Consider the following 15,033-nt stretch of genomic DNA (forward strand, 5'->3'; position numbering starts at 1 on the left):
TAATAATTCCACTTCCCGATATGAAAAAGAAAATTACAGTGCTTGGTTCAGGTATGGTTGGCAGTGTAATGGCTGTTGATCTTTCAAATAACTATGATGTTACTTGTGTAGATCTTGATGAGCAAAAACTTGATCTGCTAAAAAACAAACCGGGTATAAAAACACTTAAAGCAGATTTATCAGATCAGAAAATTATTCAGGATACAATAAAGGATTGTGATCTTGTGGTGTGTGCCGTTCCCGGCTTTATGGGTTTTGAAACAATCAAAACAATCATCGCTTTAGGGAAAGATGTGGTTGATATTTCTTTCTTTGACCAGGATCCGTTTGAGCTCGACAATCTTGCAAAAGAAAAAGATGTTACAGCTATTGTTGATTGCGGTGTAGCGCCTGGTATGAGCAATATTATTCTCGGATACCATAAACAGAATATGGAGATTGATGAATACGAATGTCTTGTCGGCGGACTGCCATTTCAGAGAAGCTGGCCGTTTCAGTATAAAGCTCCGTTTTCGCCATCTGATGTAATTGAGGAATATACAAGAGAGGCAAGGTATGTAGAGAACAGCCGCATTGTTTACAAGCCGGCGTTATCTGAACCCGAATATGTTGAATTTGACAAAGTCGGTACACTTGAAGCTTTTAATACTGACGGACTAAGATCATTAATTAAAACAATGAACATCCCTAATATGAAGGAAAAAACTCTCCGCTACCCGGGACATATAGAGCACATGAGGGTTTTAAGTGAAGCCGGATTTTTCAGTAAAGAATTAATTGATATAAAAGGAAAAAAAATTCGTCCGCTAGATGTTACATCTGCTTTATTATTTCCTTTATGGAAACTTGAGAATAGTGAACCTGAATTCACCGTTATGAGGATAACCATAAAAGGAATTGAAAATAATGTTCGTAAAGAGTATACATATCATCTGTTTGATACCTTTGATGAAATAACAGGGAACACTTCCATGGCGCGTACAACAGGTTACACCTGCACTGCCGCTGTAAAACTGGTAATGGACGGCAAATTTGTCCGCAAGGGTATATGTCCGCCGGAATTTATCGGCGCAGAGAATGATTGCTTCAACCTGGTGAACTCCTATCTTAAAGAAAGAAATGTTATTTATACAAGCGTCGAAAAGGTTCTCAATTGATCATTGAATAATCTTTTAAAATTAAAATCATCTTATCTGATAAAGATGCAGGACAAAAAATATTTTGTTATTGCACTCGCATTATTGGTCACTTTTCTCTGGTCTACATCATTTGTAATAATCAAAATCGGTTTAAATAATATTCCGCCCTTGACTTTCGCAGGACTCAGATACTTTCTTGCATCTCTGACACTGCTTCCTTTATTGTTTTCAAAAAAGAATAAATCGTCACTTGCCAAAATAACGCGGAGACAATTCCTGCAATTATTTTTACTTGGGATACTTTTCTATTCACTTACACAAGGGGCTCAGTTCATCGGGTTATCGTTACTGCCGGCTGTTACCGTAAGTCTTTGGCTGAATTTTACTCCGTTTGTTGTAGCGTTCTCGGGAATGATCTTTATCAATGAGTACCCAACAAAAATGCAATGGATAGGAGTTATTTTTTTTATATGCGGAGTGATGATTTATTTTTTGCCTGTTTCTATTTCTGAAAACCAGGTTTGGGGATTATCGGTTATGACTCTTGGTGTATTAGCAAATGCCGCGTCATCGGTATTAGGCAGGAAGATTAATAAAACAGGGAATCTCCCTGTCATTGTAATTACGGTAGTGAGTATGGGTTTTGGATCAATATTATTACTGGCTACAGGTATCACCACTGAATCATTTCCGCAAATTACCGGGGAGAGTATTTTGTACTTACTCTGGCTCGCTGTCATTAATACCGCGTTAGCATTTACAATCTGGAATTACACTTTAAAATATTTAACTGCGATGGAATCATGCATAATAAACGGTACGATGTTAATACAAATTGCACTGCTTGCCTGGATATTCTTAAATGAACAGATATCATCTAAAGAAGTAACCGGAATGATTATCGCAGCACTGGGAGCGGTTTTGGTGCAGATAAAATTCAGCAGAAAAAGTCATCCGGAAACAAAAAAGTAATTTTACAATACGTTTCAAGTAGGTTTTTGAAGTATTATCTTACAGCAGGTTCAATTCTTTTCTCTTTTAGCAAGTGGTGTTGGTAGTTAATTTAACTTAAAGCAAAAAAGGAGAATTTATGAAGTATATCAAAATAATTTTGATATTATTTATTCTGGTGATAGTATCATCCTGTTCGGGACTTAAACTTTCACCAGCAGAATTCAGCTGGCCGATTGAGTCAGTATTAAAAGTTGGTTCCGACGGTTCAGTTAAAGAAGAAAGATATTCAATTTCATTTAATACAAAACCTATGTTCATAAAAGAAACTGAAGACTCAACCTCTTTTATGGGCAAATCAATCCATCTCATCCGGAATTTTGAAGGGCACTATTTTATTACAAGCGCCGGGTTCAAGCATGTTTATGTTTTCAATATGACCGAAGGTGCTTTGGTCAACAGGAGCCGTATTAAAATTTCAGAAGAGAATATGAAAAATCCTGTTTTCAATCAGCGGAATCCTTTCATAGAACTTGTTGATGACGGAAAAACTTTTAATCTCACTTCAGAAGGAATTGACGGAGGTGAGGAATGAAAAATCTAATATTCCTGTCATTAATATTTCTTGTTTTTATTCTGCAATACAGTATGATCGCTCAGTCAGATTATGAAATGGTTCAGAGTTATAAAGACCGCCATCTTTCAATTACACGCGGGATAGAAGCGGCTGACAGCCTCGGTGATTTGAATAATCTTCTTGCAGAAGTTGATAAACTTCGCAGGGATTTTGCGGATAAAAAGGAAATTCTTGACCAGAGTCTTTATCCGGATAATTTTGAATCTTCACTTGAAAAACTTACCTCAGCAATAGAATTGAGGAAAAAGGATTTTGCGGAAATTGTTGAGCTTGAAACTGAAGTCGGAACATTAAAGTCTGAGATCGATGCCATCAATAAAAAGAATAATTCACTTATCAACCAGATAAATGTTCTGGAATCCCAACGCAAAAAAGATGCTGCTACAATTGCCAAACTTGAAAAGCTTGTTTCGAATTTGCGTGCTACAATTCTTCAACGTGATGAATTGATTTACGGTATTGTTGACAGTCTTATCCCAAGACTTCCGGGAAATGTTTCTGAACTTTCCCAGCAGGAAAAAGAAAAAGTATTTTCCGAGGTTGAAAAAACAAACGTACTTTCTGTAATAAAAAAATCGTTGAAGGATAATTCAAGACTGTTACAGGTAACAACCCTTAACTCCCACGATCTTGATGAAGTTAAAGAACAACAACAGGAGTTTACTGCTATGTGGCAGAAGATAGGACCAAAACTTGTCGATGTCTACCAGGATCAGAAAAACCGGCAGGCGGAATTAAATGAAGTTGATTTTCTTTTCAACGAGTGGGAAAAATATATACGTCATGAAGCCTGGGAATCTATTAAAGAAGAATTTGCTTTATATAGTATCAACCTTAAACGATTCGCAAACGGTAAAGAGTTCTCGGAAGTCGTTTCAGAATTTATCGAAGATGAAATAAAAAACAACGGCATAAAAAATAAAGATGAATCAGAGATGATTTATCTTCAGTTCACTGATAGTGTGTGGTTTAAATCAGTCAGCCCTGACTGGATTCCGTACCTGATAGACAACAATATGATGGATACTGAACAGAAAAATCTCATTGAAGGTAAAATAGCCAAGTGGAAAGCTATTGTTGCTCCGTCAAATCTTGCATGGTTGTACATTGTGATTGTTGTTGTTCTCATCAACGCCGCGGTGTACCTTATTGTAAAAAGAAGGAAGAAGAACAAAATTAAAACCACTGATGTTTCCGGCGAAGTTTAGAAAATAAAATTTGCAATTAAATGTCACTCCGTGTTAAACCGGGGTGACATTTTTTTATGTCATCAGTTCAATTAAGCATTCTTTTTATTTTAGCATTAAGTAGTTTTGTACTTGAAATAACAATGATGGGTGAAAAAATGAAAAGACCTTTCTTATATAACCTGGTAATTATTCTGTTTGCTGCTTCCTTCATTACGACATATTCGCAGGATAGTGTTCATACAGATATAATCTCACTTAAAAAATATACTGAATCACTTGAACACAGGTTTGATGTACTCGAAAAATCAATTGATGATATACTCTGGCATCAAAGGTTAGGCGATGCGGCATTTATTGATAAAGTTTTTCTCACAGGACCGCCATTGTGGAAAGAAAAAAATCCGACAGGGCAGGGCGCCGGCAATCCTGTAAAATTCTGGTCATACGTATTTATACCAAAGAACATTGATGTAAATAAAAAGTATCCGCTTATAGTTTTCCCGCACGGTGGAGTTCATGCAAACTTTTCAACCTACTATACCCACATAATAAAAGAATTACTTGCCCAGCAGTACATCGTTGTCGCCGCTGAATACAGGGGAAGTACCGGTTATGGTAAAGCTCACTATGAAAAAATTGATTACGGCGGACTTGAAGTTGAAGATGTTGATGCCAGCAGAAATTTTATGATTGAAAATTATAGTTTTGTTGATGCGGATCGAGTTGGGATTTTTGGCTGGAGTCATGGAGGGCTTATAGCGTTAATGAACATTTTCAGATACCCGGATAATTATAAAGTCGCGTTCGCCGGTGTGCCCGTGAGTGATCTGATTGCACGTATGGGATATAAAGATCAAAGTTACCGTGATTTGTATGAAGCGGACTATCACATTGGTCAAAGTGCCGAGGAAAATGTTGAAGAATACAGGCGTAGATCACCGGTTTGGCATGCGGATAAACTTAACACACCGCTTCTTATCCATACAAACACAAATGACGAGGATGTTAATGTACTTGAAGTTGAAAGCCTGATAAACGCACTCAAAGCTGCTGACAAAAAATTTGAATATGAGATTTTCAAAGATCTGCCGGGCGGACATTCTTTCGACAGGCTTGATACTAAAACTGCTAAAGAAATCAGAGTTAAGATTTATAAGTTTCTTGCAAAATATTTATCGCCGCCCAACCCAATAAACAGTGTGGATGACATAAATAAAGCGGCGTATTTAATAAAATAATTTTTTTGCGCCGGGAATAGTTTTTCTCAAATAAAGCAGAAGTGTAATTATTTCGATTTATAGTAATCTTCGGCACGCTTCTGCATTTCTTCAGGAGTTACATCTTCAACATGTGTTGAAAGATTCCAGGAGATATCATTTGCATCAACTACTAAAGCACTTCTGTCGCCGTAGAACTGGTTCTCGGGCTGCCTTATCACTTTTGCGCCAGCTTTAACAGCGCGTTTAAATGCTTCATCAATATCATTTAAATAAATATGAAGCATACAAGGCTGAGGAGGGTACTGCTCACTTGACTGTCCCATCATTAGTACCGAATCACCTATTCTTAACTCAGCATGAACAATCTCACCTTCCGGTGTATCCATTTTTTCAAGCACTGTCGCGTTTAGCGCAGACTTTGCAAATTCAATTGTCGCTGCGGGATTTTTTATTACCAGGTAAGGTATTACTGATTGGTAGCCATCCGGAATTGGTTTTACGGGCATAGTTGTCTCCATGAAAATAATTTTTAGAAATTTTTATTAAAGCAAAGTCGTGGTGTCTTAATTCAATGACTTATACTGATTTCAAGATAGTAAATAATCGTCATCATTTCTATATTTAGGTGGTGCACAATTTTATAGTCAAATAACAACAAACACAATCGAATATGGAACAATTCAAAATTCGGGGTGAAAACCCGACAAGGTTAGAAAACTTCAGCGATGCTGTGTTCGCGTTTTCTATAACACTCCTTATGATTTCACTTGAAGTACCCCAATCGTTCACACGCATACTTGAACTTACAGATGAATTAATTGCCTTCGCTATTACAATTATTCCGTTGTTTGTTATATGGCAGCAGCACCGTTTGTTTTTCAGAAGGTACGGTATTGATGATAAGGTTATTCTCAAATGGAACACCATGCTGTTGTTCATTGTCCTTGTATTTATTTTCCCGCTGAAATTTCTTTCTCTGTTTCTTGTAAGATTTTACAGCGCATTAATCTTTGGTACTGAAAGTGTATTCGGAACAATGATTGAAGGTGAGCAAGTCCCGATGCTAATGGTCTATTACGGAATTGGAGCGCTTGGATTGGTGTTTGTGTTTTCAAGATTTTATAAATATGCGCTGAACAAAAAAGAAGAACTTAAACTAACTCCTTACGAGTCTAAACAAACAGAATATTACAAACGTATTTTCACTCATTTGTGTTACATACCAATCTTATCAATTGCATTTGTGCTTGTGTTTATGAATGTGAATGTAACGATTGCCAGTATTATCTCCGGAGTGTTGTATGCACTAACTGGCGTTGTGTTTGTTGTTAACCAGAGATGGTTGAAGAGGAATTAAGAAAATATATTAATCAGTTTTTTACCACTCCGCCTTTTCTTAAATCAATTCCATGTTCAACATATGCTTTTAAGCAGCAGAGGAAATGAGTCCAGCCTTCTGTTTGTCCCATTAGATGATTGACGCTTTCATAATCAACAGCCCAGTCTTTCTCAGTTATTTTTACTAGTGTGAGGACATCATTTCGTTTTTCAAAAAGTATTTCTGTTAATGTTTCAACATTGCCAACAGCCCAGTTAAAGGAAATGTATTTATCGGTTTCAACTTTAAGAACTTTTATATCGTGAGTTGCATCATAATCATCCCATCGCCAGGTAATTGTTTTATTTGATTCAAGTCTTCCGCTTCCTTTGGAAATAAAATATTTATTCATCTTATTGTTATCTGCAACTGCTTCAAATACCTCTCCAACCGGTTTTAAAATTCCCATCTGGGTTTTCATATAAATTCTTTTTTCAGACATAGCTTCTCTTGGTTATCATTAATAAGTTAGAGTATGATTGACTGGCGGTAAGAAGATAAAGATATTATTCAATGAATGAAAGTTAGTTGTGATGAACAGAATATATCTCACTCATCATTTTTTCGCTTCACCTTCATAAAACATTCATTATTTTTGAACAGCAAATAAATAATAACGGATAAATCCATGAAATACATTTTAATTATTCTGATCTCCGCATCATCATTGCTGGCACAGGTTAAAGCTGATGATGTGAAATCATTCACACTCAAAAACGGAATGAAGATTTTTGTTCTTGAAGACAACTCGATCCCGAACGCAAACATGTATTTGTTTTACAAAGTCGGATCAAGGAATGAATACCCGGGTATAACCGGAATCTCGCACTTCTTTGAACACATGATGTTCAATGGTGCTAAGAAATACGGACCAAAACAATTTGACCGCGTAATGGAAGCTAACGGCGGCTCGAACAACGCATACACAACCGAGAACGTTACGGTTTATACAGACTGGTTCCCGAGCAGTTCGATGGAAGTTATGTTTGATCTTGAGGCGGACAGAATTCAGCACCTTAACTTTGATCCTAAAATGATTGAAAGCGAAAGAGGTGTTGTGTTATCTGAAAGAAGTACCGGTCTTGAGAACAATCCAATGGAACAATTATGGAATGAAGTGCAGGGGGCTGCATTCTTCGCGCATCCATATATGTGGCCTGTTATTGGTTATGAAAGCGATATGAAAAACTGGACAAAAGAGGATCTTGAAAATTATTTTCATACATACTACGCACCTAACAATTGTGTTGTTGTTATCGCGGGTGATGTTAAACTCGCTGAAGTAAAAAGATTATCAGAAAAATATTTTGAACCGATTCCTTCAGGACCAAAACCAAGAGTTGTTCACACAGTTGAGCCTGAACAGATGGGGGAGAAAAGGGTTTTTGTCAAAAGGGAAGTTCCTAATCCTTATTTGTTGATTGGATATCACGTGCCCGACAGCAAACACGAAGATTATTATGCTCTGGATCTTTTAAGTTCAGTTTTATCAGAAGGTCGTTCATCAAGATTATATTCTTCTATAGTTGAAGATAGACAACTCGCTATTGAATCAGGGACTTCATTCGGCAGTTCGTTTGATCCAACGCTTTTTATGTTTTACGGGATATGTAATGATGGAGTAACAATCAAGCAGTTAGAGGAAGCAACCTTAAGTGAGATAGATAAAATTATAAAAGAAGGAATCACTGAAAGTGAACTTCAAAAAGTAAAGAATCAAAAACTAATGAGATTTTTCAGAACATCTGAAACTATAAACGGAATGGCAAATACAATCGGAACTTATGAATTGTTTTTCGGTGACTACGTTAAAATGTTTTCTGCACCGGATGATTATAAAAAAGTTACAACTGCTGATGTTCAGAGAGTTGCAGAAAAATATTTTACCAAACAGAACAGAACAGTCGGCATTTTACAGACGGAGGAATTACAATGAAAAATAAATTATTATTCGTACTCGTTGTTTTGGTTTTTACATCCACCGTCTATTCGCAGTTTAAACTTCCGGCTTATGAGAAATTTACTTTACCAAACGGACTGACAGTTTATTTAATGGAAAAGAAAGATGTACCATTAATCTCAATCTCAACAGTGTTTGATGCGGGTACTACAAAGGATGGATTACTGTCAGGCATCGCTTCATTCACGGCGGAGGCGTTGAAGTTTGGGACAACCAATTACTCCAAATCACAGATCGATTCTATTTTCAATTATTATGGAAGTAATCTTGTAACGTATTCAACTCTTGATTACGCGGGAATGAACGCAACTATAATGAAAGATGACTTTGATGTTTTATTTCCTGTTTTAAAAGAAGTAATGACAACCCCGACATTTCCTGAATCTGAATTTGAAAAAAGAAAACAAAGATGGATCGTAGAACTCGATCAGGCAAAGGAAAGTCCGCGAGCAGTGATTGGAAGTTATTTCAATAAGTTTTTGTTTGGTTCAAATGAATATGGTAATCCTGTCGATGGTACAAAAAAAAGTATTGAGGGATTGAGCAACACACAGATCAAGAATTTTTATAATAGTTATTATCGTCCCGAAAAATCAGCGATAGCTTTAGTCGGTGATTTTGATATAAGCTCTATGAAGATAAATATAGAAAAGGAATTTGTTGCCTGGTCAAAATCAGGATTGATGCCAGTGACTGATATAATCTCGAATGAATCTAAGTTTACCGAACCAAAAGTTTATCTTATCAACAAACCAAATGCTACTGAAACAACATTTCTAATCGGCGGATACGGGACTTTGATGAATAACTCTGAACAAACCCAGATAGATGTTATCAATACAATACTCGGCGGCAGGTTTACATCGTGGTTAAATGATGAACTTCGCGTTAACGCCGGTTATACTTATGGCGCGAGAAGCAGATTCGCTTCATATAAAAGTGCGGGGACATTCTATATTAGTACTTTCACAGCAACAAAAAATACTGAGCCGGCAATTGATCTTGCATTAAAAACCTACAACAAGTTGTTTGAACAGGGAATTGATGAAGCAACTTTAACATCCGCTAAAAATTATGTTAAGGGACAATTCCCGCCTGACTTTGAAACAGCAGGCTCGCTCGCAGGTTTGTTGACTCAGATGTATGTTTACGACCTTAGTGATTCATACATAAATGATTTTGAAAAGAATGTTGACGAACTTACTGTCGCAAAAGCAAACGAGATCATTAAAAAATATTTCCCGAAAGATAATCTTCAGTTTGTGATGATTGGCAAAGCTTCTGAAATAAAAGACATAGTAAAAAAATATGGAAAGGTAGTTGAGAAAGAATTATCTGAAGATTCTTTTTGAAGGCTAAGAGATAACATCTTTTTAAAAGATGTCATTTCACAAAAATTTAAATAAAAAAAGTCCCGTGCCACTCATCTCACGGGACTCTCATTTAAGGAGGTCTCTTTGCGACTATTGGACCCTTATCAGTTCCCCTGTAATTGCGTTTACTCTTACTTTATATTCTCTGTCTGATTGAATTCTGAATCTATATTCCCATCTTGCATCACTGACATCAAATTCAAAATCCCATTCGCTTATATTACCCGGCTTTACGGTTAACGCTGTTTTTCTTGCGCTGCTATATGTAACAAACTGTCCCCCTGGTGTAACTTCATAATCAAACGGTCCGCTTAATCCTTTAATTTGGTGAAGGCTTCCGTCAGCAGAAAGATATTCGAATTTAACTACTCCGCCTCCGGGCATTGTAACACGGACTTCAAAATAACCTTTGCTGTCCCTTGAAATGTGGGTGACAGAATTCACTGTGCCGTTGACCATCAGATTTGTTTTTTGAGTTATACTCTGTTCATTAACTGCTGATGGCTCATTTGTATTTTGACTGCAAGCCTGTAAAAACAATCCCAGGCTGAAGATTAACGCGACTAACATTTTTTGTTTTAACATGACGAACCCCTAAAGAATAATTTTTGTTTTTTTATTATTTAACTTTGAATTAGTACTTCATTCAAAAGTTATAGTGGATTGAGCTGATGAAAGAGGGACATCAGTTGAAGAGAAAAATATTTTTACATCCTGTTGAAGTATTTCTTTCCATCAGTTCGCCGCCAGATGAAGAGATGTATGATGCCGGATATCGGTGTTAGAGTTGTCAACCATTCAAAGTGAAAATTATAGTTGTGCGTAATGTTGATTATCCAGAACAGGAGAAATCCATAACAGATAATTAATCCGCCTACACCATCAAACTTGTAACCGATAATGAAACCGATCAATGTTATAATTGATGAAAAGAGGATCAACAATTTATCGCTGCTGAACTCTGTAATTGATGGAAGGTTTGCAAAAAAGAAATGAAATAAAATCAGCAGGAACAACAATATATCCAGAATTGTTGCCGCAATTTTTGCTAAACGAGTATATCGGACCCCTAAATTGTCTTCTTGTTCCATAAAATCACTTACCTTTTTAATTGGTCGTGACTCCGGTTGGAATTGTACAAAAAGATTTTTTAAGAAGCTATATAATTTTGTTACACTTTCTGTGATAAGTAAAATTATTTCTTTTAAATTGGTGACCGTTAAACTATAACTACAGAATATTTATGCTGCCATTAAGAGAATTAGGTAAGACAGGAATTAATGTAACCATACTTGGATTCGGTGCCGGTCAAATCGGCGACAATTCAATTTCCGAAAAAGAAACAGAGTTTTTATTGAATTCTGTTTTGGATCTAGGAATTAATTTTATTGATACAGCCAGGGGATATGGACTATCCGAAGAAAGAATCGGAAAATATATTTCAAACAGAAGAAGTGAATATATTCTCTCAACAAAAGTCGGTTATGGAATAGATGGTATTCAGGACTGGACTTACGATTGTATAGTCGCTGGTGTTGAGTATGCTTTAAAATTACTTAAGACCGATTACATTGATGTTGTTCATTTACACACCTGCCCATTGCAAACACTTTTACAAGGTGATGTTATAAATGCGCTACACAGATGTATAGAAAAAGGAAAAATCAGAGCGGCTGCTTATTCTGGCGAAAACTCCGAGCTTGAGTGTGCATTAACGTCCGGACAATTTGAGTCTGTACAAACATCAGTTAATATTTTTGATCAGTCAAAACTTAGTGATCTTGTTCCCATGGCTGTTGATAAAAAAATAGGAATAGTAGGTAAACGCCCTCTTGGCAATACTCCCTGGAAGTATAAAGAACGACCGGTAAATCACTACTCCGAAATTTATTGGGAGCGAATGAAAAAAATGAAACTTGACTTTGGAGAACAGTGGGCAGAAACAGCTCTAAGGTTCAGTGTCTTTTCAGAAGGTATTACAACATGTATTACCGGAACAAAAAATTTTGATCATCTGAAAGAAAATTCAGACCATGTTTTGAATGGTGCATTGCCTGCGGAAACATATAATCTAATTCGTGGTAAATTTCAGGAGTGCAATGAAGGATGGGTTGGTCAGGTTTGAATCCTCATAATAAAATCATTATTGATTTTGGAAATAATTGTTACTACCTTTTTATCGCAAAAGCTTATTAGTAGACTTTAATTTCAATTCAGCGTTAAACCAAAACAGCAATATTGACTGCTGTTGTTTATCCAATAAAATAAATTTTATACAATGCAGATAATAAATACCTGCGTGAATTGTATAGTCTCAATTATTCTACATAACTCTTGAAAGGGTACAACATTGGAAATAGTAAGACAAATACTTGAATCAAAAGGAACAGATGTTTGGACGATAAAACCCGAATCAACTATTTATGATGCGCTTAAGCTTATGGCAGAAAAAGGTGTTGGTGCACTGCTTGTAATGGAAGGTGAGAGTGTTAAAGGTATTTTTTCAGAAAGAGATTATGCAAGAAAAGTTGTACTAAAGGGAAAAACTTCCCGCGAAACACTAGTACATGAAGCAATGTCCTCAAATGTAATATACGTAGGACCCGCAATGGGGATTGAAGAATGTATGGCACTTATGATTGATAAAAGAATCAGGCATCTTCCGGTGTTAAATGAAGGAAAACTTGTCGGGCTTATTTCAATAGGTGATGTAGTAAAAGCTGTTATCGGTGAAAAGAAGTTTATGATCGAACAACTAATTCACTATATAACAGGTAACCGCTGATTATCTATTGATAAAAAATTTTAGTGATGACCTCAATCAGCTTTCTTTTGTGTAAAGTCTAATCAACTTTTTTATCAAAAATTTTCCTGTATATAAGCAATGCGATTGCTGCCGTAACTCCAATCCCCGAAAAATAGTACCAGATATAATGTGCATTGTCATAAGCATGGGTTAGTTGCTCAGGAGTAAGAGTAGCCGGATCGGGGCAGTACGCCGTCAATAAATATCCTGAAATGCCGAACCCAAGTATCGATGATAGAAAAGAATGCAAATGACTGAAGCCAAGGTACAGACCCTCTTCTCCTTTGGGCGCCTGCAGAGAAAAGTATTCAAGATAGCGTGGTGAAATAAAACATTCAGCAAGTCCTTGTACGACAATTCCCGCGATCATCATTATTGTTATCGGGTGCGCACTTAAAATTCCAAGTATCGAAACAGAAGTTCCTGAGATTGATTCCAGAATCGCACTTGAAGCCATAAGCAATGCCGATAGAGGCATAAGGAACATTCCAACTGCCATTGAGGAAACAGCTTTTACATTTTTCATTAATGCAGTTATTAACACTACCATTGACATTACTACAAATGGGTTTACATTTGCAATCCATTCAGGTGAAGCATTTTCACCTACTGTACGCAGTACATATTTCGGCATTGTTGCATAAAGCTGGTGCTGAATGATCCAGAATCCGGTGACAATAACTATCAGCAACACGAGTCTGATATTTGTGATAACCCGTATAAAGCCATCCCAGGCTGCTCTGAAGGTTTTACCTTCTCCATGAGCATCTACACTTTTATAAAAATAGTAAACCACTATCAATGCAAGTAATGTCATAAATGCCGCGTAGTAGTTTATTGATTGCAATCCCCAATTCAACCTGAGCGGATACGCAAATGTTTTCCCAAGGAATGCCCCTACATTTACCATCCCATAAAAAATAGAATACCCGCGAGCACGTGTCATTTCATTAGTCGTTTTTGCTACAGTTCCGGTTATGATTGATTTTATAAAAGAACCGCCGAACATTAAAATCGCCAATGCAGGTAGCACAGTCACTTTATACGGCAGCGCTCCTAAAGTAAAATATCCTATGGTCAGTAGAAGAAAGGCGAGGTTGATAGCTTTTCTGAAACCGATTTTATCAGCAAACGCGCCTGTAAACGGAGGAAGAAAATATAATCCTGCCGAAAAAACACCGCTGATCCATGCTGCGTCAATATCATTGAAACCAACCACATTGGATAAGTAAAGTGTAATGGCAATGAACATAGCGTAGTATGCAGCACGTTCAAATAGTTCAACGACGTTTGCAGTCCAGAATGTTGATGGAAAATTCCATCCTGAATTTGATGTATTCTCCTGGGTATTATTCACTATTGCCTCTCAATTTTTAAAAAGTTTTACAAAGATAAATAATCTGTGTTTTATACTCTAATAAAATGAGGCTGAGTAGCTTGATTATGATTTGAAGCAAATCTGGATTTAGATGGGAACTAACGGAAAATTCTTTTTAATTTTTCTTAAAGACAATCGGGATGGTTACTTTAACTTTTACCGGTTTACCTCTCTGTAAACCAGGTTTAAATTTTGTCTGTCTTACAGCATCAAGCGCGACTTCATCACACCCGGCGCCTATACCTTTTATCAATTCCACTTTGGTAACAGTACCATTTTCATTTACATAAGCCTGCACAATAACTTTACCTTCAATACCTGCAAGCTTGGCAAGATTTGGATAAACAACACGCTGCTGAATGCCGGCAAGACCGCCTATCGGTGAAGGCATTTCTTCTACAGCGACAAAGTAAGAAGGCTCCTCATCTATTTTCTTTTCTTCTTTAGGCGGCGTTACAATTTTTTCCTCTTTTTTCGGTACTTCTACAGGTTCTTTTTTTTCAGTTGAAGTCGTGTTTGATTTTATTTCAGTATTAAGTTCAGGCACAATAGGAGTCGGCTGTTTTGGCGGAGATGGTAATTTATTTTCCGGCTGAAGTTCTATTTTATTTTTTTGTTTTACAGGCACAATGTTTTCGACAATAACAGTGCCTTCGGGTTTCTTTTCTTCAACAACCTCTGTATATGTTTCGGTTGGCTGCTCAGAATTTACCTGGTTAACCTGATTTTCATTTTGTGAAAGATTGACAGGTTCACCTTTAACTTCATTTGATGACTGCATAAAGAATAGTACCGAAGCACAAAGAACAATAATAGATGCAGCAATAACAGCAGCTTTTTTAAAACTGCCTGAGGAAGTTTGTTTTTTAAGTTTTACCGGTGATTTAACTTTTTCTTTCTCAGGTGGTGCTTCGATTCGTTCTGTGGCTTCCTGTTTTATCTCCTGTTCATGCAAAACAGCAGCTTCGTTTGTTTTTGATTCCTGGTTTGGTTTTGCTTCG

General features: G+C 36.6%; 16 protein-coding genes. 10 read left to right on the forward strand and 6 right to left on the reverse strand.

Features of this window, described 5'->3' with window-relative positions; all coding sequences use genetic code 11:
- Positions 1-20: 20 nt before the first annotated feature.
- The 5 genes from IPM56_00395 (at position 21) to IPM56_00415 (ending at position 5,155) form a co-directional block, all read left to right on the forward strand.
- Positions 21-1,157: a saccharopine dehydrogenase NADP-binding domain-containing protein gene (locus tag IPM56_00395; GenBank protein QQS36449.1), complete on the forward strand. Its 1,137-nt coding sequence runs from the start codon at positions 21-23 to the stop codon at positions 1,155-1,157.
- 3 nt (positions 1,158-1,160) lie between these two features.
- Entirely contained in the window at positions 1,161-2,111 is a 951-nt protein-coding gene (locus IPM56_00400) for a DMT family transporter (protein ID QQS36450.1), read from the forward strand.
- A gap of 118 nt (positions 2,112-2,229) precedes the next feature.
- A complete protein-coding gene (locus IPM56_00405) occupies positions 2,230-2,685 on the forward strand; it encodes a hypothetical protein (protein ID QQS36451.1) in 456 nt (151 codons plus the stop codon).
- On the forward strand, positions 2,682-3,935 hold the full coding sequence (locus IPM56_00410; GenBank protein ID QQS36452.1) for a hypothetical protein: 1,254 nt from the start codon (positions 2,682-2,684) through the stop codon (positions 3,933-3,935). Before IPM56_00405 ends, IPM56_00410 begins: the two co-directional genes overlap by 4 nt.
- Positions 3,936-4,072: 137 nt before the next feature.
- Entirely contained in the window at positions 4,073-5,155 is a 1,083-nt protein-coding gene (locus tag IPM56_00415) for a S9 family peptidase (GenBank protein QQS38189.1), read from the forward strand.
- 47 nt (positions 5,156-5,202) lie between these two features.
- On the opposite strand, the gene IPM56_00420 is transcribed toward IPM56_00415, so the two are convergent.
- Positions 5,203-5,643, reverse strand: coding sequence for a VOC family protein (locus IPM56_00420; GenBank protein QQS36453.1), 441 nt, complete (start codon positions 5,641-5,643; stop codon positions 5,203-5,205).
- A gap of 164 nt (positions 5,644-5,807) precedes the next feature.
- Here IPM56_00420 and IPM56_00425 point away from each other — a divergent pair, with 164 nt between their 5' ends.
- Positions 5,808-6,494: a DUF1211 domain-containing protein gene (locus IPM56_00425; GenBank protein QQS36454.1), complete on the forward strand. Its 687-nt coding sequence runs from the start codon at positions 5,808-5,810 to the stop codon at positions 6,492-6,494.
- Between the two features lie 13 nt (positions 6,495-6,507).
- Here the strand turns inward: IPM56_00425 and IPM56_00430 are convergent, their stop codons facing one another.
- Positions 6,508-6,957 carry an SRPBCC domain-containing protein gene (locus IPM56_00430; GenBank protein QQS36455.1) on the reverse strand — a complete coding sequence of 150 codons (450 nt, stop codon included), beginning with the start codon at positions 6,955-6,957 and terminating at the stop codon, positions 6,508-6,510.
- 186 nt (positions 6,958-7,143) lie between these two features.
- On the opposite strand from IPM56_00430, the gene IPM56_00435 reads away from it, so the two are divergent.
- Together IPM56_00435 and IPM56_00440 are read left to right on the forward strand one after the other, a co-directional pair.
- Positions 7,144-8,451 (forward strand): insulinase family protein, encoded by a 1,308-nt coding sequence (locus IPM56_00435; GenBank protein QQS36456.1) that lies wholly within the window; start codon positions 7,144-7,146, stop codon positions 8,449-8,451.
- Positions 8,448-9,827: an insulinase family protein gene (locus IPM56_00440; GenBank protein QQS36457.1), complete on the forward strand. Its 1,380-nt coding sequence runs from the start codon at positions 8,448-8,450 to the stop codon at positions 9,825-9,827. The genes IPM56_00435 and IPM56_00440 overlap by 4 nt, the downstream gene beginning before the upstream one ends.
- A 111-nt stretch (positions 9,828-9,938) precedes the next feature.
- On the opposite strand, the gene IPM56_00445 is transcribed toward IPM56_00440, so the two are convergent.
- A complete protein-coding gene (locus tag IPM56_00445; GenBank protein ID QQS36458.1) occupies positions 9,939-10,433 on the reverse strand; it encodes a PepSY domain-containing protein in 495 nt (164 codons plus the stop codon).
- A 122-nt stretch (positions 10,434-10,555) separates the two neighbouring features.
- Positions 10,556-10,939: a hypothetical protein gene (locus IPM56_00450; GenBank protein QQS36459.1), complete on the reverse strand. Its 384-nt coding sequence runs from the start codon at positions 10,937-10,939 to the stop codon at positions 10,556-10,558.
- A gap of 155 nt (positions 10,940-11,094) precedes the next feature.
- On the opposite strand from IPM56_00450, the gene IPM56_00455 reads away from it, so the two are divergent.
- Positions 11,095-11,973 (forward strand): aldo/keto reductase, encoded by an 879-nt coding sequence (locus tag IPM56_00455; GenBank protein ID QQS38190.1) that lies wholly within the window; start codon positions 11,095-11,097, stop codon positions 11,971-11,973.
- A gap of 225 nt (positions 11,974-12,198) precedes the next feature.
- Positions 12,199-12,633, forward strand: a complete 435-nt coding sequence (locus IPM56_00460) for a CBS domain-containing protein (GenBank protein ID QQS36460.1) — start codon at positions 12,199-12,201, stop codon at positions 12,631-12,633.
- A gap of 58 nt (positions 12,634-12,691) precedes the next feature.
- Here the strand turns inward: IPM56_00460 and IPM56_00465 are convergent, their stop codons facing one another.
- Both IPM56_00465 and IPM56_00470 read right to left on the reverse strand, forming a co-directional pair.
- On the reverse strand, positions 12,692-13,906 hold the full coding sequence (locus IPM56_00465) for an MFS transporter (protein ID QQS38191.1): 1,215 nt from the start codon (positions 13,904-13,906) through the stop codon (positions 12,692-12,694).
- Positions 13,907-14,147: 241 nt separating this feature from the next.
- On the reverse strand, positions 14,148-14,813 hold the full coding sequence (locus IPM56_00470) for a TonB family protein (protein QQS38192.1): 666 nt from the start codon (positions 14,811-14,813) through the stop codon (positions 14,148-14,150).
- Between the last annotated feature and the right edge of the window lie 220 nt (positions 14,814-15,033).

This window comes from Ignavibacteriales bacterium (assembly GCA_016700155.1).
GTDB lineage: Bacteria > Bacteroidota > Ignavibacteria > Ignavibacteriales > Ignavibacteriaceae.

Bases quoted from the DNA above. Each gene is read 5' to 3' on its own strand.
- IPM56_00435 (QQS36456.1), top strand. From the start codon at position 7,144: ATGAAATACATTTTAATTATTCTGATCTCCGCATCATCATTGCTGGCA.
- IPM56_00410 (QQS36452.1), top strand. From the start codon at position 2,682: ATGAAAAATCTAATATTCCTGTCATTAATATTTCTTGTTTTTATTCTG.
- IPM56_00415 (QQS38189.1), top strand. From the start codon at position 4,073: ATGAAAAGACCTTTCTTATATAACCTGGTAATTATTCTGTTTGCTGCT.
- IPM56_00440 (QQS36457.1), top strand. From the start codon at position 8,448: ATGAAAAATAAATTATTATTCGTACTCGTTGTTTTGGTTTTTACATCC.
- IPM56_00395 (QQS36449.1), top strand. From the start codon at position 21: ATGAAAAAGAAAATTACAGTGCTTGGTTCAGGTATGGTTGGCAGTGTA.
- IPM56_00430 (QQS36455.1), bottom strand. From the start codon at position 6,957: ATGTCTGAAAAAAGAATTTATATGAAAACCCAGATGGGAATTTTAAAA.
- IPM56_00465 (QQS38191.1), bottom strand. From the start codon at position 13,906: ATGTTCATTGCCATTACACTTTACTTATCCAATGTGGTTGGTTTCAAT.
- IPM56_00420 (QQS36453.1), bottom strand. From the start codon at position 5,643: ATGCCCGTAAAACCAATTCCGGATGGCTACCAATCAGTAATACCTTAC.
- IPM56_00450 (QQS36459.1), bottom strand. From the start codon at position 10,939: ATGGAACAAGAAGACAATTTAGGGGTCCGATATACTCGTTTAGCAAAA.
- IPM56_00405 (QQS36451.1), top strand. From the start codon at position 2,230: ATGAAGTATATCAAAATAATTTTGATATTATTTATTCTGGTGATAGTA.
- IPM56_00445 (QQS36458.1), bottom strand. From the start codon at position 10,433: ATGTTAAAACAAAAAATGTTAGTCGCGTTAATCTTCAGCCTGGGATTG.
- IPM56_00470 (QQS38192.1), bottom strand. From the start codon at position 14,813: ATGCAGTCATCAAATGAAGTTAAAGGTGAACCTGTCAATCTTTCACAA.
- IPM56_00425 (QQS36454.1), top strand. From the start codon at position 5,808: ATGGAACAATTCAAAATTCGGGGTGAAAACCCGACAAGGTTAGAAAAC.